We start from the raw sequence: 25,150 nt of genomic DNA on the forward strand, positions 1-25,150 counted from the left end.
CCCATCAGATGGGCTGTTACCGAAACGCGTCACGCCCGGCCACGCTTTCGATCCAGCCGATATAGCGGGACACGCGCACGTTGTAGACCACCTGCCCATAGAAGCCCGCCTCCAGCGCATGTTCGGGAACGGCGGTGATCCAGGAACCCAGGCCCACCAGCTGCCAGGTACCGTGATCGTCGATCACAAGTGGACCGCCGCTGTCGCCGTTGCCGAGCACGCCCTCCAGCGGCAACCCCTGCGGTGGTGGATCGAACCGGTACCAGAGATAGCGCTCGTTGCCGCCGGTGATCGCGTTGTACGCCCGCCGCAAGACCGTACGATGTGACCCGCCGGGTACCAGCCCAACCGCGCCATTGCCGGTGGCACCCTTCCCTATCAGGGCCGCGACCTGCGTGACCTCGGCCGTGCCACGGTAGAGCACCACCGGCCTGACATCGTTCACGGGTGCGGCAAGCTTGATCAACGCGATGTCATCCGACGCTGCCAGAAACGCGTGGATTTTCGACGGACTCCCGGTTGCCATGGCTTCCTTGCCCAGGGCCTCGGGCATCCTCCTGTAGCCGGGGTGCAGGAAGACACGCTCAACGCCGTACGCGTTGCCATTGACGATGATCTTCGCCCCCATGCCCTCCATCGGCGCGGCATGAGCTGCGGTCAGCACCCAGCGTGGTGCGATCAGGACGCCGTGCCCCTCGCCCGGCATGTCTGCCAGTGCCGGGAATTCCGTGGCGTCGATCTGGTACCTGGCATCGTCAACATCATCGCGAATGACCACGGCATCGGCGGCGAACGGGAGCGCGGCAAGCGCGAGGAAAAGCCAGCGGTTCATGGAAGCCTTGGTCCCTGCAGTCAAGTCACAACAGCCTAGGGCATCGCCTCCCACGCAGGGAGGTCGTGCGACCAGCCCTGGTGATGACCGACGAACGCGGGAAAACGGCGACTGAAGCCGGGCCAGCCTTGCCCTACCTGCGGCCCCGATAGGGCTCGCAGCCCACGCCATCATTGTCACGATCCAGATGTGGCCCATACCCCGGATCACCCCGCCGTACCGGCGCTGCCCCGGCGGCGCGGGCCTCCGTGCAGTTGGCAAACACCCCGGACCTGCGCGCAGGACCAGGGGCGAAACTGCTGCGCGGGGTGTCGACGTATCGAGGCGCGGCTGGAGCGCCTCGATGGCAGTGGTAGTCACCGGTCTTGCGGTTGGTGTGGCAACCGTTCTTGTCGAGCCCGCCGGGATGGCCGAGGACTTCTGCGGACAACAGCACTGCGAGCAGGCCGAATGCGGGCCATGCGATTGAAAAAGCGCGTCGGATGTCCATGCCCTCCCCCTGTCAGGCAGTCCCGCCAGGGGGAAGGCTAGCATGGGGTTTCAACCGTCGATCAGGCTCGACGCTGCAGCCGCTGTTGCCTTCAGCGCTGGTCGTCCTTTGCCGCTGGTGGTCAGGCAGCCCGGCAGTGAAGTGACCGGGGAAGAGATCATGCGGCCAAGGGCTCCACGCCAATGCGGGGAAATCAACGCATCCCGCTCAGCTGTTCCGTTGGTTCCACCGCATACATCATCACTGCCGCCGATTCTCCCTCGCCGCCCGCTCCTAGAGTGGGTCCACCGCGCCCACCCCGCGCTGGATGGAGGACTGAATCATGCCCCAGGTCTATGCCGCGCTCTGGAACGGAACCCATTACCTGATCACCCGCAAGCGGGTGATCAACAACTGGTGGGCCTCCAACTCGGTGATGGTGCTGGCTGCAGAAGCACTGGAAGCCGCCCTGGCCATCGCGAAATCACCGGAAGAGCCGCCGGCCAAGGACTGGCAGCCGGCACTCGTCCTGCTGCGCAGTGCCCAGCTGGCCGCTGCATCCGCCGGCTATGCGGATACGCCCGCTGGCCAGGGCATCCTGGTGAAACTCAGCGATGCCATCCAGGCAATGCAGGCGTCGCCGCCCATTCCGGACCAGGTTGGATCCACTGTCATCCACTTCACCCGGAGATTGTTCCGTCGTTCGACCCTGCCAGAACCCATCAAGAACCTGGCAAACACCTTGCCTGTGTTTTCGCCGGATTCATGGGGAGCCGCGCTGTTGACCGCACAGAACCTGGCGCGCGACACGCGGGCGTGGGCGGCCGAGGTTCCCATGGTTGTCGTCAACCAGGCTGGGCAATGGACACTCCCTGGCGGTCGCAAGCATGCCAACGAGACCAACGAAGATGCTGCCCGCCGGGAGTTCATGGAGGAAACCGGCTTCCCGCTCGATGCCGGCAGTTTCCCGCGGGACCTGATCGATCAGAATCGATCCTACGCATTGGTCCGCTTCCGGACCGCCCAGGATCTGCAGGCCATCGCCGATGCGGTCTGCACCCACGTGCGGGCAAGGCAAGATGCGGCGCGCCCGGCCGCCAGCTGGGTGACCGACTGGGAGATCGACCATGCACAGGTCGTGGCCGTCGCCGAGCTTGGCAACTACCTGGGCGCACCTGCGGTGATCACGCCGCCCAACGCCCAGGAATTCGCCACCATGCTGCAGCAGATGTCCAGGCCCTACAGCCAATCGATCGACTGGTATGCATCGATGGCCGGCGTCCTGTCTTCCAGCTGAGCCGGCCCTTTGCGCTCTGCCTGACCCTGCAATCCCGCGAGGCCCCGCCATGAAAGAGAGCACGCCCGAGCGCGACGCACGGCGCTACATCAGCAAGCAGCTCACCGCGCAGATCAACAACGCGCAGGTGTATCCCGACGTCCGCTCGGTCGTGGTGAAGGCACTGTCGGACATCAAGGACCAGCTGCGCAGCCTGTCCAGCAAGGTGCGCCGCGACTACAGCCTGAAGCCCGATGAGCCGTTGATGTTCTTCTACGTCAAGGGCGGCAACGCGCTGGACGCACTGCTGGAACGACCGGCCGATCCGCCGCCGACGCTGTTCGATTTCGGCAGGTCCGACTGGGATACACAGGTGGTGATCAACCCCTGGATTCCGATTCCGGCACAGGATGCCCTGCACGGCGGCGTGGAGGACGTCGTGATCGAGGTGATGCGCGGCGCCGGGCTCAACATCGCGCTGGAGATCAGCCTGTGCGCGCCCGCCCAGAGCCCTCTGGCTGGCCAGGTGGTGGACCTCGCACCGGTGGATATCCATGTGCCGCCTGGCCAGCAGTGCCTGGTGACGTGTGACAATCCGCAGGCGTTCCGAAAGGTGTACGAGCGTAACCGCGCGGGCCTGCATCTGTTCACCAGCGAACCCTTGAAGGGCATCGGCAGCTCCGGGGCCGTACCCGTCCCGCCCATTCCTCTCCCTCCGCCACCGCTGCCCGTGCAGCCGCCGCCTGCCCCTCCGCCGCCACCGGGCATCATCCTCAACGACGGCATCAAGCCGTTCGTGCTGTACCGCCTGGGCTACACCTGGCACGCGCGATGGGTGAAGGATCCGAAGGCGCCTGCCGGCGACGACCCGGTGACACCGCGGCCGATCCTGATGGAGCTGATCGATGTGACTACGCCGCGCCGCGATACCGTGGAGGCGGTGACGGTGTGGTCGGACATCATCCGCAACCATCTGGTGATCGCCGAGGATGCCGGTGCGGAAGAGCGCTGGCGGCTGCCGCTGCCCAGCATGGAGTACCACCTGTGGGAAGGCCTGACCATGCTGTGCGAGATCGCCGCCTATCCCGGCTGGCCAGGTGCGGACAAGCTGGAGAAACGCCGCCGCAACGTGCAGCGCATCCACGACTGGTACCGGGACCAGCAGAACGACCTGTCGACGTTCCGCCGGGTGATCGATGGCATCTCGGCGGCGCCGGTGTTCACCGATGACACGGACTGCATGCAGCAGGTCGATGCCTGCATGCGGGTGGTCAAGGCGCGCATGCAGGCATCGTCATCGGGATTCAATGATGGCGCACTGTCCGTGGCCCACACGCAGCGCCTGCTGCACGGGCGTCAATGGGGTGCACAGCGGGTCGCAACGCTGTTGCAGTGCCTGAATGCACCGGTCGCATCCTGTGGTTACAGCGACGATCTTGCGCTGGTCGGGACGCTGGCACAGAACCCGTACCTGGACGTGACCCAGGTGCCGATCTCCGGCGTCGACTGCGCGATGATCATCCGCACCGACCATGCGACGTTGCGCAATGCGACGGCGGCCAACTGCATCGAGGCGCTTACCCGCGACCACGGCGCGCACATGACCATCGAAGACTCCCTGCACTCGACGGTACGTGCGACCGGAATCAGTTACGAGCGAACGCTGGTGATCTTCGAGGTGCCGCGCTCGCAGCCGGCGCGCGTGGCCAAGGCGATCCTGACGTTGACCACGGCTGGCCCGGTCGGTTGCCCGTTCCGTGACAGCCCCGATGGTTCCGGGCAGGCCATCGCACCGTTGCTGGACATGGACAACCAGCGCAAGGTGGCGGCCTCGATCATCCAGGGTTTCGTGCAACGGGCGAATCTGTCCAGGCAGCACGAGATGATCGGGGGGCTGTTGCCGCAGGCGGGGCAATGAGTGCCAACTATTTGAATATACAAATAAAACCGGCCGGCCGGTCGCGCAACGTTAAGTCGCTGTGAAGTAGCCTGATGATGCTCCCGCGTGATGCGCGACGGGCGCTGCATGCGCGTGAGCATCCGCTAATTCAAGGAATCCCGATGAACGTCCATTTCGCCGCCACGGCTCTCGCCTGCACCCTTCTGCTTTCCGGGTGCACCACCAGCGGGTGGTTGCACGCCGCCGCCGGTGCCATGGACGCCAAGGATGCGTACGAAAAGCAGGAACGACTGGATCGCATCAATCGCGCAAACTCCGCCGCGGCACGGGTGCGCCGCAACTGATCCGATCGGAAAGGCCTTCGCTCGGCGTGGCGTCGAGCGAAGGCCGTGTGGCCCTGAATCAATGCAGCGGCACCCTCAGCACCGAAGGTGCGTTGGCCGGTGAGCTGAAGGTCACCGCGCCGCCCAGCTGGCTGATGCCGGCATAGCGCAGGTCCACGGTATCGACCACCAGGGTCAGCCGGCTGCCGGCCGGAATGTTCCAGCTGCTGGCCTCCAGGCGAAGATCAACCGTTTTCGCCTGGCCGGGCGTGGCACCGCGCAGGGTGTATGGCTTGTGGCTGATCAGCTGGCCGTTGCCCAGCACATCCTCGGCATACAGGTAGGCATACAGCGTGGTGTTGGCACGACTGGGCGTCACCGTTACCCGCACTTCCGGCGCACCATCCAGGCGACGTGCGCTCCAGTAGATCGGGCCCTGCCAGACGCCTGCGGCATTGCGGCCGACGAACGGCACATAGGCGCCGGGCGGCAGGTTGAACATCTGCAGTGCGCCGGACGCCATCGCCACGCCGGAGTTGGCGGCAGTCAGCAGGCCGCTGCCGATCCGGTAGTTCCAGCCGGTGCCACCGCCGTTCTCCGCCAGCCCGCCGGTGGGCAGCAGCAGCCCGGTCGGCGCGGTCAGGCCGTAGCTGACCGCACCGGCATTGGTGGCCTGCCAGTCCGGATAGCGGCTCCAGCTGCCCTTCTGCGACTTCAGCTGCACTGCCGGCTGGCGATCGATGCCATTGGCCACGCCCTTCAGGTAGTGGTCGAACCAGTCGCCCACGGCGGCATAGACCTCATTGGGAATGCCGAGCGCACCGAAGGCTTCGTTGAGGGCGTGGTCGCCATGGCGCAGCTGCAACTGCTTGGGCCCTTTCAGGCGGTTGAAGAAGTCGACCAGCTGGCCCGGAGGGAACAGGCTGTCGTTGAAGGCGTTGGCGAGGAACACTGCGGGCTGGTTGGCATTGATCTCGTCGAGGCTGCTGGCCGGGCTGCGCTGTGCCGCCACCGGCAGCAGCGAGTCCACCGCCCCCTGGTAATTGCCGACCAGCACGTTGCGGTTGATGGTGGCCAGTTCCGCCCCGGGGCGGCCGGTGGCCAGGCCCGCGGCCACCAGCAGGGCGATACCCTGGGCGCTGGGCGTGTCATGGCTGTACAACGAAGCCTGCAGATCCGCCCAGCCGCTGAGTGCGGCAACGGCCTTGATGCGCGGGTCGCGCGCCGCAGCCAGCAGGCTGGTGCCGGCGCCGTAGGAGATGCCCGAGACGCCGATCCTTGCCGGATCGGCGCGGGTGTTGTCCAGCGCCCAGTCGATCAGGGCACTGACATCCTCGACCGTGGCAGGCCCGGCGATGTCGATGTTGCCGCCCGATTCCCAGAAGCCCCGCGAGCTGTAGCTGATGACCACGTAGCCTCGCTGCGCCAGCGACTGTGCCACGCCCACGTATTCCACGCTGGGCACCGCCCAGCTGCTGGGCATCACCAGCAGCGGATAGCGGCCACTGCCGGCATCCTGGGGTTCGATGACGAAGGCCCCGAGGGGCGTGCCATCCCAGCTTGGGATGGTGCGATGGGTGGTCTTGACCGTGGCCGCCCAGGCGGTGGGCGCCAGCCCGGTCAGCAGGATCAACAGCAGCAGAACCTTGCGCATCGTCGTCTCTCCCCGTCGGTGGTGGTGCAACGGGTCGGACCGTACCAGTGCGAATGGTGGCTGGCACCTTGCGTCGCAGCATGGCGTAAAGCGCACCTTGCTATGCTTCCCGGCACTGCGGCCCGCCGCAGGCTCCCGTCAAAGCAAGGATGCCCCCGGATGCGCAGGATGCTCTTCGTCGGCACGCTCCTGAGCGTGACCAGTCTGTTCGCCCCTTCAGCAATGGCGGCGGATGACCCCGAATCAACGAACGACTGCAGCGACATTGCGCAGTTGATGTCCAACGACGACTTTGCGGCACTCGACGCGATGGCCGCGCGCCTGCGCAAGGGCGAGCTCAACGCCGCCGGCGAATCCCGGCTGGGACGCTTCTACATCTGCATGTCGCGTGCAATCGGCACGGCACGGCAGGAGGTGGATGCCTGGAACCACTGGTCGGCCTGGGCGGCGCGTTGGGTCCAGCACGCCCCGAAGTCGCCGGCCGCCCATCTGATGGCTGCGCGGATTCCGCTCAACCTGGCCTGGAGCTACCGTGGCGGTGGTTACGCCAATACCGTCAACGCCGAAGACTGGGCCCAGTTCCACGAGTACAACGCGGTGTCGCAGGCCTACCTGCAATCGCATGAGGGCATTGCCGGAGGCGACCCGTTCTGGCACGAGATGAACGTCCTGATCGCGCTGCGCGAAAGCGCGGAGGACGACGACATGCTGGCGATCGTTGATCGCGCAGCGAAGGCCTTCCCCGAGTACGAGCCTCTGCACCTCATTGCGATGCAGCACTTCACGCCGGCCTGGGGCGGCAGCGCGCAGAAAATGGAAGCCTTCGCGCGGCACTCGATGGCCAGTGCCCCGAAGAACAAGCGGGCCATGCGCTACGCACGCCTGTACTGGTCGGCCACTGTGTACTCGGCCGATCACTTCCGAGAGGCGACGCCGGATTGGCCGTTGATGCGCCAGGGCCTGGACGAAATCGCGCAGCGTTACCCGACCGTCGACAACCTTGAGTCGATCACCCGCTTTGCCTGCTGGGCGCGCGACGGCGAGGCCCTGGACCGGTGGAATCGCCTGTACCTGAGCCGCAGCGGTTTCAGCGAGGCGGTCATTGCGGACTCGAGCGCGCAAAGCAGGGCCGCCTGCCTGGCGCCGGACGTTGGGCAAGAGGCTTCTTCGTAGCGCCCGCCGCCGCGGTTCCAGGCCGCGCAGGATGGGCGCTCGGGTATTCGCTTGACGCCTATCGCGCGCTTAGCACGTCTGCATGTCAGCCACCGGCCGAATGAGCTGACACTTCGCCAGTGCTTGCGCCTGGTCACAGCTTCGCCCTGTCGTTATTGACCCAACGGCGACAGCTTGTGACGCTTGCGACACCGCACGGCCTGCGTGGCCCGTCATCGCGGTCCGGTTCCACCGCACGTCGCATCACCCGTATCCGCAACGCCTCCACATGACACAGGCCCGGCCTGGTCGTGGCGGGGTGCTGCGTCCTGAACCCTTTGCTGGAGAATCGCAATGCGCCTTGCAAGCTTCGTCTTTGCCTTCGTCCTCAGCGCTTTTGCCGGTGCTGCCCAGGCCCAGGTGGTCACCCTCAACAAGGGCGGCTTCGTGCTGACCTACGACTGCAGCATCCACAGCGCCACCCGCTACGAGTACACGCTCACCGCCGATACCGGTTCGGCCGCACGGCCGTCCAGCTTCTACAAGGACCCGGACCTGCCGGCCGGCTGCCTGGGCCAGACCAGCACTGCGTCCTATGCCAGCATCAAGTCCGGTTATGACCGTGGCCACCTGGTCACCTCCAACCACATGGATTACGACGCGACCTACATCCGCCGCGCCAACTACATGACCAACATCGTTCCGCAGGTGTCCAGCTTCAACCAGGGCATCTGGGTGAAGGCCGAGAACGTGGCCGAGTGCTACCGCGACATCGCGCCGGTGGATGTCTACGGCGGCGTGGTCTACGGCGATGCCGCCAATGATTACTTCCTGGCCAGCCACGGCATCCCGACGCCGGAGTTCTTCTGGAAGACGATCATCACCCGCGACCCGAACACCGGAACCGCCAAGGCGATCAGCTGGATCATCCCGAATGAAGCGAACCTGGGAAGCCTGGACAACTACCTGGTGACGATTGCCGACCTGGAGGAGCTGCTGGGCGCCAGCTACGTGGCGATCAACGCACCGGCCTCGCTGAAGAACATGCTGCCGGCCACCACCTGGCCGCAGCCGGCCGGGTGTGACCTGGGCTGAGCGACTGGCAGAAGAACGTCACGATGCCTGTACACGCAGGCATCGCGACGCCAGCACCCTGGCAGACAGGAACTGCAGTACGGCGCCGATGAGCACGGCAAAGGCCAGCCCGCGCCCTATCGTCGGTGCCCCAGCGGACAGCATTCGCAGCAGGTACGCCACGCTGGACAGGCTGATCAGCAGGGACGTAGCAAGCAGGACCAGCGACACCACCATCGTGCGCACCATCGATGCGGGTCGCGGCGACGGCGCGCTGGCCCATACGCCCGCAAACGTGGCCAGTGCGCAGGCCACCAGCAGGATCAGGCTGGCAATCTGCAGCTGCGCGGGCCCATCGAAAACCGGCATGACGAACTCGCCAGGCGAGATGGCCGCAGGCAAGTGCAACGCCAGGATCGGGAGCAGGCAGCTGCCGGCCGCCAGCGTCGACGCACCGGCGATGCTGGCACTGATGAGGTGATGGTGCACGCCCTCGGCACGGATGCGCCGCTGCATCAGCAACGCCGGCACCAAGGCCAGCAGCGTAAGGACCAGGGCATGCGCAAGCGCAGCCAGACTGATGGCTGCGACGCTGTAGACTGGGAACGGCAACTGTGCCATCGGAATGCGCATGGCGCGATCCAGCACGACGAGCAGCCCGAAAAAGGCGATCGAAGCGATCACCGGGTGGCGGATCCGCAGCGCACCGCGGCGCCCGAACAGCAGCATCGACACCAGTACCGCTGCCCCGGCAAACAGGCTCAGGCGAAAACCGAGCTCAGCCACCGCGTTGCCGATTTCACGTGAGGCCTCGGGCGGCCCCAGACGATACCCGAATGCGATCAGGCGGATGGCTACGGGCAGGTACAGGCAGAGCACGTAGAGCTTGGCGGCCATCGCGAACTGGATGGGGTAAGCACCGAAGAATGATCGCAATCGGTTCAAGGCATATTCCCGTGCAGGCGCTGGGCGGGGTGGCCCCGGCAGTCTAGCGTTGCTGTGGCCAGCGTGCCCTGCCCGCCCTGCTGTGGGAAAATGGCGGGCACGTCGCCCCTTTGGCTGTTCCCGGAGTTGTAGATGTCCCGTTTCCCCTTTGCTGCCGTGCTGTTCGACTGCGACGGCGTCCTGGTCGATTCCGAGCCGCTGGTGGCCCGCGTGCTCTCGGAAATGCTGACCGAGCGCGGCTGGGCGCTGACCCCGGCGCAGGCTGGCGAGGTCTTCCTGGGACAATCCGTGGCCCATCTGGCCGGACTGATCGCAGAGCGCACCGGCAAGCCGTTCACCGAGGAATGGCTGGAGGAATTCCGGCAGCAGCGCAACCGTGCGCTGGAGCAGGACCTTGAGGCGATCCGGGGGGCACCCGAGGCGGTGCGTGCGATCGCCGCGGCCACCGGCGGCCGCATTGCCTGCGCCTCCGGTGCCGACCTGTTCAAGGTGAAGCTGCAGCTGGGCAAGGTCGGCATCCTCGATGCCTTCGGCGGCCACGTCTTCAGTGGCCAGGACATGGCGCGCACCAAACCCCACCCGGATGTATATCTGGCCGCTGCCGCTGCGCTGGGTGTGGACCCGACGCGCTGCGCGGTGATCGAAGACACGGTAACCGGCGCGACCGCCGGCGTCGCAGCGGGTGCGACCGTGTTTGGTTTCAGCGAGGGTGGCCCGCACCACAGCACGCCGGAAGCCCTGCGTGCGGCGGGTGCGAAGGTGATCTTCCAGCGCATGGAAGATCTGCCGGACCTGCTCGCCAGCTACGCCGCCAGCGCGGTCGCCTGACGCTGCCTCAGCCCGCAGCGCCCAGTGCGGCGTTGCGGCGTTTCCCGGCGTAGTGCAGCACGAACAGGTACAGGCCGGTGAACAGCTGCAGGAACAATGGCGGCAACGGCGAATAGGTGATCCACGCTGCAGGCTCGCCCTGCCCCAGCCCGCGCGCGGCGAAGTTGGCGATCACGGCCAGGGTGAAGACGATCGAGGTCCAGCGATGCACGGGCCGCGCCCAGCCGCCCCGGCTCATTGACGGCGCCTGGCTTCGGAGCGGGCTTCGATCATCTTCCAGCCGTTGCCCGAAGGGTCACGGAATCCGGCATCGATGGCGCCGTAGCGTTCGATCGGCTCCTGGGTGAACTCCACGCCCTGCGCCAGCCATTGCGCGTACCGGGCCTGGCAGTCATCCACGGCCAGCACCAGGGGCGGCATCGCGCCCTTGGCCACCAGCTGCTGCAGCGCCTGTGCGGTGGCCGTGTCGTGGGTGGGCGGACCGGGCACGAACAGGCCCAGCTGGAAACCGTCCTGGCCGGGGCTGCGCACCGTCAGCCAGCGGTAGCTGCCGTTGCGCACGTCGGTGTGCACTTCGAAGCCGAGCTTGCCGACGTAGAACGCGAGCGCTTCATCCTGGTCGCGCACATACAGGCCGACCGTGTTCACAGTGTTCGTCATGGGACCTCCCTCAGGTGGGGTCCACGTTAGCAACCGCCTGGCGACGGCGCTTCTCCAAAACTGCGATGTTCAGGTCCGGTCGCTGCGCGGCGCGTGCGTGGCATTCCGGCACGCTGGCCGGCGTCGCCTGGCCGGCGCGCTCACGCTCGCGCTCGCGCACATTGCCAGGGCTGTCGCCGGTGATGTCACGAAAGATGCGCCCAAAGGTGCCCAGGCTGCTCCAGCCGGTCTGCGCGGCGATCTCGGTGACCGGCAGGTCGGTATCACGCAACATCGCCACGGCCCGTTCAATGCGGCGGCTGAGCAGGTAGCGGTGTGGCGGCAGCCCGAAGGCCTGCTTGAACGAGCGCGCGAAATGCGCCGGCGACACCGCGCTGACCTCGGCCAGGCGGGTCACCGGCCAGTCTTCGTGACTGGCGTGGTCCATCCGGTCCTTGGCACGCAGCAGGCGTCGCAGCAGTTCGGGGCTCTGGCTCATCTCTCGCGCACGGCAGCTCAAGGGGCGATGAGCGAAGCGTGGGCGGCACGCCGCCCCGCGTCAACCCGGTTCAGCGCTGCGCCGGCAGCTCCAGCCGATGCTTGCGGCACAACCGATACACGGTCACCCGCGAGATCTGCATCTGCCGCGCGCATTCGGAGACGTTGTAGCCGGTCTGGCGCAGGGTCTGCAGCAGTACATCGCGTTCGGCCTGGCCGCGCGCATCATGCAGCATCGCTCCGGGCGGCGCATGCACGGGCCCACCCAGTTCGAGGTCACGCTCGCTGATCAGCTCGCCTTCGGCCATGATCGCTGCCCGCTGCACCCGGTTGAGCAGTTCACGGACGTTGCCGGGCCAGCCGAAGCGTCGCATCGCCTGCAACGCAGCAGGTGCGAAGCCACGTGCGCGCACGCTGTGGCGCAGGCGGAAGCAGCGCAGGAAATGTTCGGCCAGCAGCTGCACATCGGCGCCGCGCTCGCGCAGTGGCGGCATCAGCAGGCGCAGGACGTTGAGGCGATAGTAGAGATCACTGCGGAACCGTCCCTGCGCCACCGCGTGTTCCAGTTCCACGTGGGTAGCCGCCAGTACACGCACATCGGCGCGCAGCGGCTGGCTGCTGCCTACCCGTTCGAAGGTGCCTTCCTGCAGCACGCGCAGCAGGCTGGTCTGCGCCTCGGCCGGCAGGTCGCCGACTTCATCGAGGAACACAGTGCCGCCGTGTGCGGTTTCAAACACGCCGATCTGGCGCTTGTCGGCGCCGGTGAACGAGCCGCGCTCGTGGCCGAACAGCTCCGACTGCACCAGGTTCGCGGGGATGGCACCGCAGTTGATGGCGATGAACGGCTTGCCAGCGCGGCTGGACAGCGCATGCAGCGCGTGTGCCGCCAGCTCCTTGCCGGTGCCGGTTTCGCCGGTGACCAGCACCGGCAGTTCGACCGGCGCGAATTTGTGCAGCACCGTGCGCACCGCGTGCAGCGCGGGACTCTCGCCGATCAAGGTGTTCGGCCCCTTCCCGCTGCACCCCTCATGGGGAGGCGGATCATCCGCGTCGAACTGCTGGCGCATGGCAGCCACCAGATCCTGCAGGCCGAAAGGCAGCGTGAACCGCGAGAGGCAGTGCTGCAGCAAGGGCAGCCACGCCACAGGCGCGGGCCCCGCGCCGGGCGGCAGCACCGCAAGCCACGGCAGATGCGCGTGCTGTTCGATCCATGGCGCCAGCAACTGCAGCGCGGGGGCATCCAGATGGCGAAGATCCAGCACGGCGAGCAGGCGGTCACGCCCGCGCAGCCCGATCGCCATCGCCGGGTCGGGATGGATGCGGCGCACGTACCAGCCTGCAGCCGCCAGCGCGCTGCGTTCGTTCGGCAACGGCTCGCCGAACCAGAGTACGCAACGTGATGTAGAAGCCTCCGGGACCGCCGCCATGCTTCCCCCAGCATCCGGACACCGTCGGCGGACTCTCAGGCAATCACCGGCGTGCCGCCCCCCGCCGGGACCTCTACGGCCACCGCGGCGGCCTTTGATGGGCGATCCTAGCGCTGCGCTAAACGGCGGCGCAATGAGCGCCGCGTCAAGACCGCGCCGGCTGAAGCGGCATCGTTACAGTCCGCGGCGGCCCCTGTAACAGCCCTGCGACAGTCGGGCACCCGCCTTGCCCTGCGGCGCCTGGCGCTGCGGAATCCCGACATTGTTCCCACGCCGCTGTAACAACGCGGCAGCAGCAGCGCACTCCCGCAACCGCCTGCCCTCATGGCGGCCAGGCCTTTCAGGGTTGGCACGGTTGATGCGTGGTTCCGCCGCAGCCATCACCGGAGATCGGCATGGACGGCACCCCCTTCATTCGCAGCCTGTCGGCAACGCTGGCCGTGGCCCTGCTGTCGGTTGGCGCGAGCGCCTCCGCGTCCGGTGCCCGCCAGGGCGTAAAGGCACAACCGGGCGAAATCGTCCTGTTGCGGGATGTCTCCACGCGCCCGGCCTACCGCATGGCGCCGCCCGGCATGGCGCTGATCGCCGACCCGAAACCCCAGCGCGAAATCGCAGCAGCGCTCGGTACGGGTACTCCGGCAGACGGGATGGACGAGCTGAGCGATGAGGACTACGCGGGCATGGGCGCGGGTCATACAGCCGCGGCCGCCACACCCACGGGCACCACCGTCGAACGGGTCACCCAGCAGGCCCTGGGCGGCACACTCGGGCGCAGTGGTGACGGCGTGGTCGGCAACAGTCTCGGCGGCGCCATGAGTGGTCCGCTCGGTGCGGTCGGCAGCAGTACACGCGGCATCGGCGATACCGTGCGCGGCGCCCTCGCCCAGTTCCCGTTGCAGGGCACTGCCCCGGCAGGTGGCAAATGAGGCGGGCGCGATGGCTGCTGTTGATCCTGTCTGCCTCGCCGCTGATCGTGCAGGCCGATGACTACAGCGGCATGCTCGCCTACCTCGACGTTGCCCGCATCGACGGCCATGCACTGGCCGGCGCCAACGGCGCCATCGCGGTGAACCAGGCGGCCGGCGACCTCAACCTGCAGGCCAACCTGCGCGGCATCGCCACGGGCGAACATGCCGGCGTATCGATCGGCCAGCAACAACTACAGGGCGGCAACCGCGTGCTGGGCGCACCGCTGCACGCCACCGCCATCATCGACGGCGCGGCGCTGGCCGGTGCCAGTGGCATCGCATCCATCAACCAGGCCAGCGGCATTGCCAACACGACGCTCAACGTCGTCAGCGCGACGCTGGCCCGACAGGGCATACGCGAAACCGACGATACGGCGCTGGCCGCCGAAGGTTCCGCGTTGGCAGGGGGGCGGGACGACACCGGTCGCGGCGACGCGACGGGCACCCGCAGCGCCGGTGTCACCAGCACCGCGCTGCGGGGATTCGACGGGGTCCTGCAACTCAATCAGATCGCGGGCAGCGGCAACGATACGGCCAATGTGCTGGGCCTTGTCGTGCAGGATCGCCCGTGACAACCACCCAACCGATGCACCACCTGATGAGAGAGAGGGCACCATGAAAGCGACCGTCAAACGGACCATGCTCGCCATGGCGATTGCCACTGCCTCGACCGCCGCTGCGGCCAATGGCTGGGACAACCAGAACGCCAACGCGAACATCAACCACACCCATACCGTCAGCGAAACCCGCAACGATACCCACAACCACACTGACAACGACGTGCGCAACCGTACCGTCAACGTCAATGTGCAGAAGCACAGCACCATCCAGGCCGACGAGCGCAAGGAAAAGAACAACCACGGCGTCGACGTGAACCTGGAGAAGGACCTGCGGCTGGGAACCGACATCCGTTTCTCCGGTGACCCGACCATCACCGGCGACATCGACCTCGACTCCGCTGCCATTGCCGTGATCGACAACCGCCAGTCGATCAGCAACAACGCCACCAGCAACAGCCTGGTCACCAACCGCGCCTCCATCGGCGACAGCGTGGGCGCCGGTGCATCGGGCAACCTCGGCTTCAACGTGGTATCCGGTGACAACAATGCGCAGGACAATGCCGCGTCGCTGTCCGCCGCCGACGCCTCCTTCAGCTTCGGCATGGCCGACGCCGAGGTATTCGTCAACCAGGCCGGCTTCGGCAACGCCACCATGAACTCCGGCGTCACCAATGCCGCAGGCCTGGGTGGCAATGCCTTCGGCGGCGCGTCCGGCAACATCGGCGTCAACATCGCTTCGGGCAACAACAACGAGCAGAAGAACGCACTCGCCGCCTCGGTCGCGACCACCGCGATGGCGCAGTCGAGCATCAGCTCCAACCAGGTCTCCACCGGCAACACGGTCAGCAATGCCGGCTTCGTGCAGTCCTACACCGACACCGTGCAGGTCGGCCTGCATGGCGGCGTCAGCGGCCTGACCTGGGGCTATGGTGCGGGCACCTATCGCGGCACCGGCAACGCCTACCAGATGGCCAATTACTACCTGGATACGTGGAACGGCGAACTGCCGCACCCGGGTGGCAACAGCACCGGCCACATCGACCTGGACAACGAGATCCAGAACGCCACGATGAACCCCAACCGGCCGGGGGTGGGTGGCCTGGGCTTCGATACGCGTGAAAGCGGCACCAGCCAGTTCGTCGAACTGGGCGTGGCCGATCTGTACGCCAGCCTGAGCGGCACGGTCAGCACCACGCGCTGGGTGAACGTCGATGCCACCAATACCTCGGCGTTGTCCGGCAGTGCCTTCTCCGGCGCCTCCGGCAACATTGGCGTGAACGTGGCGGCCGGCACCGGCAACCTGCAGGCCAACAGCCTGGCACTGGCCGTGGCCCAGCCCAGCACCGGCCGCGGCGGTGGCAGCGGCGAGTAAGCGCACCACCCCGGTCGTCCGCCAACGGCCGGGTTCCCGGGAGCCCCTGTTCCTCCTCCCCCTTGGGACAGGGGCTCCCTCCTGCTGCTGGAGCACATGATGATCCGCCGCCACCTCACGATATGCCTGCTGCCCTGCCTGCTGTTGCTGGGCGCCACGCCGGCGCGGGCGGGTGACGTCGGCTTCGCCGGCGTGCTGCCCAATGGCGCACTGCTGCAGCAGAAGGTGGAAAGCATGCAGGAACGGCGCTACCGCAACGTGGTGCGGCAGCACACCGACTACAGCTGCGGGGCCGCAGCACTTGCGACGATCCTGCGCCATGCCTACCACCTGGATACCGACGAGGCGACGGTGATCGAAGGAATGATGGGGGTCTCCGATCCGGCATTGGTGGCCGAGCGCGGTTTCTCGCTGCTCGACATCAAGCGCTACGTGGAGTCGCTGGGCATGCGCGGGCGCGGCTATCGCATCGATGAAACACGCCTGCGCACGCTTCGCGTTCCCGGCCTGGTGCTGATGGACGTGCGTGGCTTCCGCCACTTCGTGGTGCTCAAGCAGGTCCGCCAGGGTGTCGTTGAAGTGGCCGATCCGATCCTGGGCAACCGCAGCCTGGCGATGCCCGAGTTCCTGGCAGCGTGGCCATCACGCGCGGTATTCGTGGTGATCGGCAGTGATTTCGATCGCAACACGGTCCTGCTGCAACCCAGCGAACGGCCCAGTGCCCGCGCGCTCTACGCGCGGCAGGGGCCGATCACCGATGCCGAGCTGGTCGACTTCGGCTTCAGCCACGCCGACCTGTTCTGAAGGAGGTTCCGCCATGTTCCGCCCTTCCCTGCTGATGGTCCTGTTGCTGGTGAGCCCCGCCCTGCCCCTGCAGGTGGCGAACGCCGCCCCCGGCCGCGGCCTGACGGAAATTCCGGATCCCGAACTGAACCTGATGCGGGGCCGCTACACCGTGGGCGGCAATACCGTGGCCTGGTTCGGGGTGACGATGGTCTCGCAGTGGCAGGCCGGCAACGGGACCGTGCTGCAGGGAGCGCTGAGCCTGGGCATGGATTTCCGTGGCGGCGGCAGCCCGAAACTGAGCTTTCAGCCCAGCGTGCACGTGACTGCCGCCGACGCGCCGCTGCCGCAGACACCGGGGCGCCAGATCGACAGCAGCGGCCTGGCCAATGCCAGTGGTCTGGTGCAGAGCGTGCAGGTTGCCGGCGATGGCAACACCGCCCGCAATGCGACCACGCTGGTGGTACGCGATGGCGCGGTACCGCCGCTGCCGGGTGACGGTACGCATTCGCTCAGTACGCAGGGGGCAGGCATGTCGGCCTCGGCAGTGCTGGACGGCAACCAGGCACGCCTGCAGCTGCAGGTGGATGGCCAGGGCGTGGTCCAGCAATGGATACGCAACGGCAGCGTCGGCCAGGGTATCGCCCTGGCCGGTGACGGCCAGATCGCCAGCAACCAGCTGCGGCTGGAGCTGGTGCGCGACACCACGGGCGGCAACCTGCCGTTGAGCCAGAACGTGGCCCAGGCGATTGCGATGAACCGCGGCATGGGGCCGGGCCGGTAGCACCACGGCACGGCGTTGGGGGAAGCGTTCCACAACGCAGGACACGAACATGCACACCTTGATGAGGATCACCCCGTTGGCGCTGGCGGCGCTGGCGGGCGCCGCCTTCGCCGCACCGCCAGCGGCGGCGGACGATGGCGCCGACGTGCAGGCGCTGGCGAACCAGCTGGAGCAGCTGAAATCCAGTTACGCACAGGAGGTGCGGCGGCTGCGCGAACTGGACATGCAGGTGCAGGCGATGCAGGCACGCCTGAGCGGACGGGTGGGCCCGATGGCTGCGGCCCCAGCTGCGGCCGTCGACCATGGCCCGGCACTTCCGGCAGCACCGGGCGGCGAGGGTTATGCCAGCAGCGTCGCCGAGGCGCAGCAGGCAAAGCAGGAGGCGCGGCGCAGCGTGGATGACGTGAAACAGCAGCAATCGGCCCTGTTCTCGCGCCGCTTCACCATGGAGAGCAGCCTTACCTACGCCCGTTACGACCGCAAGCAGCTCACCCTCAATGGCTTCCTGGCGCTGGATGCGATCTTCCTGGGCAACATCGCCATCGAGAACGTCGAATCCGATTCACTCACCTACAACCTGGCTGCCCGCTGGGGTGTCAGCCCGAACCTGACCCTCAACCTGGATGTGCCTTACCTTGCGCGTCGCACGGTCTACCAGAAGGGTGGCGCCGGCGGCGCGGCGGCCGCGATCGCGCAGGAACAAACCAATGGCAACGGCCTGGGCGACATCGGCCTGAGCGCGAACTACCGCTTGTTCGGCGAACGCGGCTGGCGCCCGGAGACGGTGCTCACCGCCGGGGTTACCGCCCCCACCGGGCGCGCACCTTACGGCCTGGACTGGAAGGTGATCGAGCGCGACGACGATGACTACATCCGCTTCGCCGTGCCCAAGGAACAGCCCACCGGCAATGGCGTGTGGCAGGCCAATGTGGGCCTGTCGATGGTCAAGACCGCCGATCCGGCCATCCTGTTCGCCAACATTGGCTATGTGCACTCGTTCCCGCGTGGCTTCAGTGACATCGACAGCAATCCCGATACGGTCAACCCGGGTGACGTGAAGCTGGGCGGCTCGGTCTACTTCGGCGCCGGCGTGGCCTTTGCGTTCAACGAACGCACCAGCCTCAGCCTGTCCTTCAGCGACCGCATCAGCGCCCGCGCGTCCACCCGCTTCCAGGGCGGCAAGTGGATGAAGGTGATCGGCAGCGACGCCAATGCGGCGTCACTGAATCTGGGCGTGACCTATGCGCTCAACCAGCACACGACGCTGGTGACGCTGCTGGGCATCGGGCTGACCCCGGATGCACCGGACTTCACGCTGGCGTTCAAGATCCCTTACATGCTCTGACCTGCCCGATGCGGCGACGACGTGCTCGCGGCACGTCGCCGCCGCGTCGTGGCACCCGCACGCAGGCCCTGAGCGCCCTGCCGGGCAACGCATCTCCTCTGGCGACGACGGCGTTGATCATCAGTTCCGCCGTATTCACGCCGCACCTTCACGGTGATCCGCCCGCATTCTCCGTCGATTCCGCCAATCCGGCGGCGGCGCCATTTCCTACTCTGGCCCCACGGTGAAGCCCAGGCCGCTGCAGGCAACGCACCGTGACACTGGATACCACGCACTTCCACCTTTTCGCAGGAGCAGGACATGGCATTTCCAACCGCGGTAAACGACCAGATCACCGATTCGGTCACCCAGGCCAACACCAAGGTGCTGGGCGACGCGCCCGCCGTGGCGGTGGGCAACCTGTACCAGGCCACCGCGCAGGCGCTGGCCAATGCCGCCCACAACGCCACCAACGCGCAGCAGCAGTCCTACGTGACCGCGCAGTCGGCCACCACCATGGGCGTGGCTACGCTGTACTCGGTCGATACCGCGACCACCGCCGTGGCAAGCAGGGAAATCCTCAGCACCCGCGTTCGCGGCCTGGGTTCCTGATCCGTCGTTCCGTAGCTGACCCGCCAACCCCAAGGAGATCGACATGGCATTCCCGACCGCTGTAAACGACCAGATCACCGATTCGGTCACCCAGGCCAACACCAAGGTGCTGGGCGACGCCCCCGCCGTGGCCATGGGCAATCTGTACCAGGCCACCGCACAGGCACTGGCCAACGCCGCCCACAACGCCACCAATGCGCAGCAGCAGTCCTATGTGACGGCGCAGGCGGCCACCACCATGGGTGTGGCCACGCTGTACTCGATCGACACCGCCACCACCGGCGTGGCCACCAAGCAGATCCTCGGCGCGTGATGCGCCGGCTGGCAAGGAGCTGAGCCATGGCATTTCCCACGGCCGTCAACGACCAGATCACCGACTCGGTCAGCCAGGCCAACCTGCAGGTGCTGGGCGTGGCGCCTGCCACGGCAATGGGCACGCTGTACCAGGCCACCGCGCAGGCGCTGGCCAATGCCGCCCACAACGCGACGCTCGCCCAGCAGCAGATGTATGTCACGGCGCAGGCCGCGACCACGATGGGCGTCGCGCTGCTCTACGCCGTCGATACCGGCGCCACCGGCGCCGCCACCCGGAAGATTCTCGGCTGAATCCATTGAGTGCCGGCAATCTCCGTTCCTGTAGTGCTGTCCACCCTAGGAGCTTCCACCATGGCATTTCCCACCGCCGTCAACAGCCAGATCACCGATTCGGTCTCGCAGGTCAACACCAAGGTGCTTGGTGATGCGCCGGCCATCGCAATGGGCAACCTGTTCGTGGCCACCAGCCAGGCGTTGTCCAACGCCGCGCACAACGCCACCAACAACCAGCAGCAGTCCTACGTGACCATGCAGGCGTCGACCACCCAGGGGGTGTCCACGCTGTATGCGATCGACACCGCCTCCAACGGCGTGGCCACCCGCGAAATCCTGGGTCTGCGCTGACGTGTCGGCCCGGCGTGACGCCAACCACCGCGCCCCCGCTCAGGGCGGCGTCACGCCGGGCCCCTGATCGATGGCCGCATCGCCTGCCACCGGCTACCTGCTGGCTGCAACCAGCACCGGCTCCGGAATGGCGATCGCCCTGGCCCCCTCGTTCGCGATGTCCGCCACTTACCTGGCGATGGCCGACAGCCTCGGCCTGGCAATGCAGAACGCGGTGGCCAACCAGCAACGCGGCCAGGTGACCGCCGGCGCAAGCCTGGCCCAGGTCCTGGCCCTGATCATCCAGAAGGGAGCCGTTCCGTCATGAGCAGTGAGAACACCGTCAACAGCCAGATCGTCGACAGCGTCAGCGCTGCCTCGACCCTGCTGGTGGCCCAGGGGCCGGCGCAGTCCTTCAGCATGCTGGACATGGTGATGCTGGAGACACTGGGCACCGCCATGCACAACGCCGTCGCGCGCCAGCAGGGAGCGGGCATGGTCAGCAACGCAGCGGTCACCGCGACCTGCGCGAAGATGATCAATGCCCCCTGGCCGGTGCCGCCGCCCGCTCCGGAGCCCCCTCCGCCGCCACCGCCGCAGGTCATCCCCCTGCCCGGGCCGGTGCCGGCGCCCCCTTCGCCTGCGGCAGTGATCGCCGCGGCCACCGCAGAAGGAAAGACCGCCATCAGCGTCCTGCAGGCACAGACCCACGGTGCCACTGCCGACGCTGCGGCCGCTACCACCAGCCTGCATGCACTCGAACAGCTTGCAGGCACGGCGGCAGCGCCCGCGCCCGGTTCTGCGCCCGACCTCTCGTCCGGTCCGGATCCGGCCACAGGTCCCGCCCAGGATCCCGCGCCAGACTCCCCTTCCTCCCCCTCCTCCCCGGCCACAGGCGACGCTGACGCCGGGGCCTGACACCGCGCAGGCCGCCAGCAGCCCCACCCGCCCATCAAGGAGCCCGTATGGACCCGAGCAACGTCAACGCCCAGGTCATCGATGTGATCAACCAGGTGCAGACGGCCACCATGTCCGCGACCGTGGTGAAGACCAGTGGGGCCGGCAAGGCCTACCAGTCGGTGGCCCAGTCCGCAGCGATCGCCGTGCAGGATGCTGCCGACGCCCTGCGCAATGTCTCAACCATCGCGACCACCGCGGCCGGCGTGGCCATGGCCCAGTACCTGGCGACGGGAGACGAAAAGTATGCGAGGGTGCTCACGCAGGCGCAGACCATGATGCAGGGGGCCACCGACGACTTCAGCCGCGTCGGCAATGCCGCTGCGAACGTCCTCAAGGATTTTCCGGCCCAGTGAGGCCGCCAGGAGAGCCACGCATGAGCGTTTTCATTGCCGGTCGTTCCATTCCCCAGGCCAACCTGCTGAGTCAATCGTGCCGGCGGGTCCTTCAGTTCATCGACGGTGGCGAGCACTGGTTGAGGTGGGCCATTGAGTCCCATGAGCACCGTTACACCTTCTCCGACGAGGGCACGATGCTGGATGGAGTGCAGCAGGGCCTGCACGGTTCGCGCATGGCATGGTTGCCGCGCACCGGCCTGCAGATCGGCCCAGTCAAGCTGCTCAGCCTCGGCACCAACGATCTCGATGTGCTGCGCCACCTCGAATTTGGCGATGAGACACGCCTGTCGCACAGCGAGGCGCAGGGGGTGCTGGCACGGCACCGGCTGCTCACCAACAGCGAACTCGGCGCCTGCCGCCCCTTCCTGGCCTCGATCGGCGCAGCCGATGCTCCGCTGCTGCAGCAACTGGACTTCCGTGAATCGCTGGCGCTCCACCAGCTCGCCGGTGAGGTGGGAATGTCCACCGCGGCGGGTGACGATCTGGCCGACGCCGCGCGCTTCGCCCTGCTGCACGCGCGCCGGCCCATCGAGTTTGCCGATTACTTCCGCTTCTACCAGCGCGTGCGCGCAGGTGGCGGAAGCAGCGAGCAACGGTTGAATCGTGCCACCCGCGCGCTACAGCAGCTGCTGCCGATGCTGTTCGGCTTCCTGGACGGGCCACAGCTGCCACAGCTGCCGTCGCCGGAGCAGGTGCGCGAGGCGATCGCCGCCAGCCTGGCCGCGAACCGGCAGATCGGTTATGCGCGCATCTCCCTGGCCGCGCAGCAGATGGCGTTGGGCTTCGACAACGAACCGGACCTGCTGCTGGATGACCACAGCTTGCGCGAGGCCGTGCAGCGGCAGCTGCGCGACGCGCAGGATTTCCTCAACGAACACCCGGTCTCCCGTGGCCAGCTCGGCCAGGACGGTGCCAGCGTGCAGTTCGCGATCGATGGCTCCAGGGCGCAGGCGCTGATCCAGGTGGAGGACAATGTGATCACCCTGCAGGACTACCGCCGCAGCCGTCGCTACCTGGGCGATGAAGCGCAGGTGGGCTACCAGGCGGATGCGGTGTGAACCCGCCTCCGGCGCCGGGTGGCGATGGCGTGCAGGCAGCGACCGGGGCCCTCGCCTCGGCAGCCGGCGCGGCCGTTGCCGCCGGGCGCATGGCGGCCCGGCAACAGGCCCAGAAGATCCTTGCCGATGCGCAGTCGGCATTGCGCCATATCCTGGGGGAACGCGGCGACGGTGTTCCCCCCTCATCCCCAGCAGGAGCACCGACGATGACCTTCCCGACCCCGCTTCCCGGCAAGCCCACCCCCGCCTATCCGGCGGGCAAGACCCCGATGGAGATCGCCCAGGAACTCGCGGACGCCGCAATGGCCGCCAGTGAAGAGGGCATCCGCGCCGCGATGGAGGCTTCGCAACGCGCGGTCGAGGCCGCCAACGAGGCAGCCCGCCGCGCGGACGAAGCTGCCGAGCAGGCCGTGCAGCGCGCTGCCGAAGCGAACGCGCGGTAACGCCTGCTGTTTCAACCCTGCGCCCCGGGCAGGCCCGCGCCTGCACCGGGGCGTATCGTTTACTGGTCCGGCGTCCGCCGGTAGCTGCGCGGGCTGACCCCCACCGCGCGCCGGAAGCTCTTCTCGAAGTGGCTGAGGTCACCGAAGCCGACCTGCAATGCGACATCGGTAATGCGCAGGCGTTGCCCATCGCGCAGCAGCTGCTTGGCATGCTCGATGCGCAGTTGCTGCAGCAGCAGCTTGAACGTCGTGCCCAGCTCGCTGCGGAACAGGAACCCCAGGTGTGACTGGCTGACATGGGCCTGGCGAGCCAGGTCGCCCAGTGTCAGCGGCTCGGCGGCATGGTCCTTCAGATAGGCCAGCGCACGTTTCAGGCCGTCGTGCAGGCCTTCATGCGCAGCCCGCGGCACGTCCTGCTGCGCGGGCTCGGCAGCGGCGGCCTCCTCGACCCGCGGCGGTACCCGCTGCGCGCGCCCGGCAACACTGGCGACGTGGCCGGCTGCCAGGTCCGGCGCGTGGCGTGCCAGGTCGTCGCGACGGATGCAGCGGCCACCGGTCATCACCGCCAGCCGCACCACCACCCGCTCCATCTCCAGCAGGTTGCCAGGCCAATCATGCGCGCACAGTGCTTCCATCACGTCGTCGCCCAGCACGTGGGGATTGAATCCATGCAGCTCCAGCGAACGCGCCGCCAGCGCACCGATGTCCTCCACCCGTTCGCGCAGCGGTGGAATATCCACGGTAAGGAACTCCAGCCCGGCCAGCAGGGCGCGCGAGAACTGCTTCTCCCTCACCCGTTGTTCCAGGTCCGCGCTGGTCGAAGCGATCACCCGTGCCGGGCCGGCCGCCTGCGCTTCGGCATGGGCCGCAGGCAGCCCACGCATGCGGTGTGACAGCTGGCCCTGCAGCGGCGCCGGCAGTTCGTCGACTTCATGGAAGTACAGCGTTCCGCCCTGCGCGCGCGCGAACCAGTCGCAGGCTTCGCCCTGCGGATGGACGCAGTTCACCTCGACAAACGGGCCCTGCCGGTATGGGCCGCCACTGTGCAGGGCGGCGGCCAGTTCCATTTTCTCGGTACCGAACTCGCCGCGCAGCAGTACCGGCAGCGGGCTTGCCGCCGCGCGTTCGACGAATTCGTCCATCTGCTTCAACGCCTCACCGGCGCCGACCAGCAACAGCGGCCGGCTCAGCACCTGTTCGGCCCAGGCCTTGGCTTCGTAGCGTTTGATCAGGTGCGCGCAACGTTGCGCAAACTGTTCCCCCAACGCCAGCGCACTGCCATCCAGGCGGCCCTCTTCGCCTTCCAGGTGCAGTTCACCCAGCAGCTCGCCACCGTAGCGGATCGGCAGGCGCTGGCTGGCGCCCGTGCTGTCGTCCATTACCGCCAGCGGCGCCGGGTCCGGATGGCCAGCACTGGAACCGCGCAGATGGACACTGCCGCCACGCAACGCGTGGTGTTGCGAGAACTCCTTCACGAACGCGCCCAACAGGTCGGGCAAGGACCGGTGGGGTCGATAGGCGCGCTGCAACATCTCACTGACTTGCCTGTGCATTGAAACTCCCCTTTCGAATGGCAACCCGCTGCCGTTGCAGCGGGTGATCGCGCAATGGGTACCGTGCGGCTTCACTGCGTGATGCTGCGACGCCCCCGCCGCGCCTCGCGCCAGCCACAGCACACGCAGGTGAACGTGCACACTGTCCGCCCCCATGCCCCCAGGGGGTTGCCGCCGGTAGGTCGACGATGCGGACGTCGGACGGATCCCGGTTCCTCGAGCGCAGGCAGGCGCATTCGACACCGGGATTATCGAGAGCGAGTTTCAGGAAAATCGTGATGATAATCACGTGAATATCGGAGATTATCTTCCCCCTGCGATGCAGCACGGAAATCCTGACCCGCGTGCGCTGCCCGGAACATGCCCGTTGCCGATCTGCGGCATGATGGACGCCTTGCCACGA

General features: G+C 67.2%; 30 protein-coding genes. 21 read left to right on the forward strand and 9 right to left on the reverse strand.

What is annotated here, in order from left to right:
* Positions 1–16: 16 nt before the first annotated feature.
* Positions 17–832, reverse strand: coding sequence for a S1 family peptidase (locus B9Y64_RS19515; RefSeq protein WP_100442063.1), 816 nt, complete (start codon positions 830–832; stop codon positions 17–19).
* A gap of 133 nt (positions 833–965) precedes the next feature.
* Positions 966–1,322, reverse strand: coding sequence for an excalibur calcium-binding domain-containing protein (locus B9Y64_RS22495; RefSeq protein WP_100442064.1), 357 nt, complete (start codon positions 1,320–1,322; stop codon positions 966–968).
* A 322-nt stretch (positions 1,323–1,644) separates the two neighbouring features.
* Here B9Y64_RS22495 and B9Y64_RS19525 point away from each other — a divergent pair, with 322 nt between their 5' ends.
* The 3 genes from B9Y64_RS19525 (at position 1,645) to B9Y64_RS19535 (ending at position 4,821) form a co-directional block, all read left to right on the forward strand.
* Positions 1,645–2,598, forward strand: a complete 954-nt coding sequence (locus B9Y64_RS19525) for an NUDIX domain-containing protein (RefSeq protein ID WP_100442065.1) — start codon at positions 1,645–1,647, stop codon at positions 2,596–2,598.
* 49 nt (positions 2,599–2,647) lie between these two features.
* Positions 2,648–4,495: a hypothetical protein gene (locus B9Y64_RS19530; protein ID WP_100442066.1), complete on the forward strand. Its 1,848-nt coding sequence runs from the start codon at positions 2,648–2,650 to the stop codon at positions 4,493–4,495.
* 143 nt (positions 4,496–4,638) lie between these two features.
* A complete protein-coding gene (locus tag B9Y64_RS19535; RefSeq protein WP_100442067.1) occupies positions 4,639–4,821 on the forward strand; it encodes a hypothetical protein in 183 nt (60 codons plus the stop codon).
* 58 nt (positions 4,822–4,879) lie between these two features.
* Here the strand turns inward: B9Y64_RS19535 and B9Y64_RS19540 are convergent, their stop codons facing one another.
* The gene (locus B9Y64_RS19540; RefSeq protein WP_100442068.1) at positions 4,880–6,454 is read right to left on the reverse strand and encodes a S15 peptidase family protein; all 1,575 of its coding nucleotides are present in this window, start codon (positions 6,452–6,454) and stop codon (positions 4,880–4,882) included.
* Positions 6,455–6,613: 159 nt separating this feature from the next.
* Between B9Y64_RS19540 and B9Y64_RS19545 the strand changes: the two genes are divergently transcribed.
* Both B9Y64_RS19545 and B9Y64_RS19550 read left to right on the forward strand, forming a co-directional pair.
* Positions 6,614–7,627 carry a DUF4034 domain-containing protein gene (locus tag B9Y64_RS19545; RefSeq protein WP_100442069.1) on the forward strand — a complete coding sequence of 338 codons (1,014 nt, stop codon included), beginning with the start codon at positions 6,614–6,616 and terminating at the stop codon, positions 7,625–7,627.
* 333 nt (positions 7,628–7,960) lie between these two features.
* Positions 7,961–8,701, forward strand: a complete 741-nt coding sequence (locus B9Y64_RS19550; protein WP_014647237.1) for a DNA/RNA non-specific endonuclease — start codon at positions 7,961–7,963, stop codon at positions 8,699–8,701.
* An 18-nt stretch (positions 8,702–8,719) separates the two neighbouring features.
* On the opposite strand, the gene B9Y64_RS19555 is transcribed toward B9Y64_RS19550, so the two are convergent.
* A complete protein-coding gene (locus tag B9Y64_RS19555; RefSeq protein ID WP_100442070.1) occupies positions 8,720–9,625 on the reverse strand; it encodes a hypothetical protein in 906 nt (301 codons plus the stop codon).
* Positions 9,626–9,757: 132 nt separating this feature from the next.
* Here B9Y64_RS19555 and B9Y64_RS19560 point away from each other — a divergent pair, with 132 nt between their 5' ends.
* Entirely contained in the window at positions 9,758–10,453 is a 696-nt protein-coding gene (locus tag B9Y64_RS19560; protein ID WP_100442071.1) for an HAD family hydrolase, read from the forward strand.
* A gap of 7 nt (positions 10,454–10,460) precedes the next feature.
* Here the strand turns inward: B9Y64_RS19560 and B9Y64_RS19565 are convergent, their stop codons facing one another.
* From B9Y64_RS19565 to B9Y64_RS19580, 4 genes are all read right to left on the reverse strand, one after another.
* On the reverse strand, positions 10,461–10,691 hold the full coding sequence (locus B9Y64_RS19565) for a hypothetical protein (protein ID WP_100442072.1): 231 nt from the start codon (positions 10,689–10,691) through the stop codon (positions 10,461–10,463).
* Complete coding sequence (locus B9Y64_RS19570; RefSeq protein WP_100442073.1) at positions 10,688–11,113, reverse strand: VOC family protein; 426 nt, start codon at positions 11,111–11,113, stop codon at positions 10,688–10,690. The genes B9Y64_RS19565 and B9Y64_RS19570 overlap by 4 nt, the downstream gene beginning before the upstream one ends.
* 10 nt (positions 11,114–11,123) lie before the next feature.
* Positions 11,124–11,591, reverse strand: a complete 468-nt coding sequence (locus tag B9Y64_RS19575; RefSeq protein ID WP_100442074.1) for a helix-turn-helix domain-containing protein — start codon at positions 11,589–11,591, stop codon at positions 11,124–11,126.
* 70 nt (positions 11,592–11,661) lie between these two features.
* Positions 11,662–13,017 (reverse strand): sigma-54 interaction domain-containing protein, encoded by a 1,356-nt coding sequence (locus B9Y64_RS19580; RefSeq protein WP_100442075.1) that lies wholly within the window; start codon positions 13,015–13,017, stop codon positions 11,662–11,664.
* A gap of 395 nt (positions 13,018–13,412) precedes the next feature.
* Here B9Y64_RS19580 and B9Y64_RS19585 point away from each other — a divergent pair, with 395 nt between their 5' ends.
* From B9Y64_RS19585 to B9Y64_RS19655, 15 genes are all read left to right on the forward strand, one after another.
* A complete protein-coding gene (locus B9Y64_RS19585; protein ID WP_100442076.1) occupies positions 13,413–13,943 on the forward strand; it encodes a hypothetical protein in 531 nt (176 codons plus the stop codon).
* Positions 13,940–14,557 carry a hypothetical protein gene (locus B9Y64_RS19590; RefSeq protein WP_100442077.1) on the forward strand — a complete coding sequence of 206 codons (618 nt, stop codon included), beginning with the start codon at positions 13,940–13,942 and terminating at the stop codon, positions 14,555–14,557. Before B9Y64_RS19585 ends, B9Y64_RS19590 begins: the two co-directional genes overlap by 4 nt.
* A gap of 43 nt (positions 14,558–14,600) precedes the next feature.
* Complete coding sequence (locus tag B9Y64_RS19595; protein WP_100442078.1) at positions 14,601–15,917, forward strand: adhesin; 1,317 nt, start codon at positions 14,601–14,603, stop codon at positions 15,915–15,917.
* Positions 15,918–16,016: 99 nt separating this feature from the next.
* The gene (locus B9Y64_RS19600; protein WP_100442102.1) at positions 16,017–16,721 is read left to right on the forward strand and encodes a C39 family peptidase; all 705 of its coding nucleotides are present in this window, start codon (positions 16,017–16,019) and stop codon (positions 16,719–16,721) included.
* Positions 16,722–16,734: 13 nt separating this feature from the next.
* Positions 16,735–17,484, forward strand: a complete 750-nt coding sequence (locus tag B9Y64_RS19605) for a hypothetical protein (RefSeq protein ID WP_100442079.1) — start codon at positions 16,735–16,737, stop codon at positions 17,482–17,484.
* Positions 17,485–17,533: 49 nt separating this feature from the next.
* Positions 17,534–18,829, forward strand: a complete 1,296-nt coding sequence (locus B9Y64_RS19610) for a transporter (protein ID WP_100442080.1) — start codon at positions 17,534–17,536, stop codon at positions 18,827–18,829.
* Between the two features lie 300 nt (positions 18,830–19,129).
* Positions 19,130–19,420: a RebB family R body protein gene (locus B9Y64_RS19615; protein WP_049445059.1), complete on the forward strand. Its 291-nt coding sequence runs from the start codon at positions 19,130–19,132 to the stop codon at positions 19,418–19,420.
* A gap of 43 nt (positions 19,421–19,463) precedes the next feature.
* Entirely contained in the window at positions 19,464–19,733 is a 270-nt protein-coding gene (locus B9Y64_RS19620; RefSeq protein WP_005416649.1) for a RebB family R body protein, read from the forward strand.
* A 26-nt stretch (positions 19,734–19,759) separates the two neighbouring features.
* Entirely contained in the window at positions 19,760–20,026 is a 267-nt protein-coding gene (locus tag B9Y64_RS19625; RefSeq protein WP_006446865.1) for a RebB family R body protein, read from the forward strand.
* Positions 20,027–20,086: 60 nt separating this feature from the next.
* The gene (locus B9Y64_RS19630; protein WP_005416651.1) at positions 20,087–20,359 is read left to right on the forward strand and encodes a RebB family R body protein; all 273 of its coding nucleotides are present in this window, start codon (positions 20,087–20,089) and stop codon (positions 20,357–20,359) included.
* 70 nt (positions 20,360–20,429) lie between these two features.
* Positions 20,430–20,666 (forward strand): RebB family R body protein, encoded by a 237-nt coding sequence (locus B9Y64_RS19635; protein WP_100442081.1) that lies wholly within the window; start codon positions 20,430–20,432, stop codon positions 20,664–20,666.
* Entirely contained in the window at positions 20,663–21,256 is a 594-nt protein-coding gene (locus tag B9Y64_RS19640; protein ID WP_100442082.1) for a RebB family R body protein, read from the forward strand. The genes B9Y64_RS19635 and B9Y64_RS19640 overlap by 4 nt, the downstream gene beginning before the upstream one ends.
* A gap of 47 nt (positions 21,257–21,303) precedes the next feature.
* On the forward strand, positions 21,304–21,651 hold the full coding sequence (locus tag B9Y64_RS19645; RefSeq protein ID WP_100442083.1) for a hypothetical protein: 348 nt from the start codon (positions 21,304–21,306) through the stop codon (positions 21,649–21,651).
* A gap of 20 nt (positions 21,652–21,671) precedes the next feature.
* A complete protein-coding gene (locus B9Y64_RS19650; protein WP_100442084.1) occupies positions 21,672–22,751 on the forward strand; it encodes a hypothetical protein in 1,080 nt (359 codons plus the stop codon).
* Positions 22,752–22,957: 206 nt separating this feature from the next.
* Positions 22,958–23,194, forward strand: a complete 237-nt coding sequence (locus B9Y64_RS19655; protein WP_100442085.1) for a hypothetical protein — start codon at positions 22,958–22,960, stop codon at positions 23,192–23,194.
* Between the two features lie 59 nt (positions 23,195–23,253).
* On the opposite strand, the gene B9Y64_RS19660 is transcribed toward B9Y64_RS19655, so the two are convergent.
* The gene (locus tag B9Y64_RS19660; RefSeq protein WP_100442086.1) at positions 23,254–24,747 is read right to left on the reverse strand and encodes a helix-turn-helix domain-containing protein; all 1,494 of its coding nucleotides are present in this window, start codon (positions 24,745–24,747) and stop codon (positions 23,254–23,256) included.
* Positions 24,748–25,150: the final 403 nt, after the last annotated feature.

Source organism: Stenotrophomonas maltophilia (genome assembly GCF_002799245.1).
Classification (GTDB): Bacteria; Pseudomonadota; Gammaproteobacteria; order Xanthomonadales; family Xanthomonadaceae; genus Stenotrophomonas; species Stenotrophomonas maltophilia_S.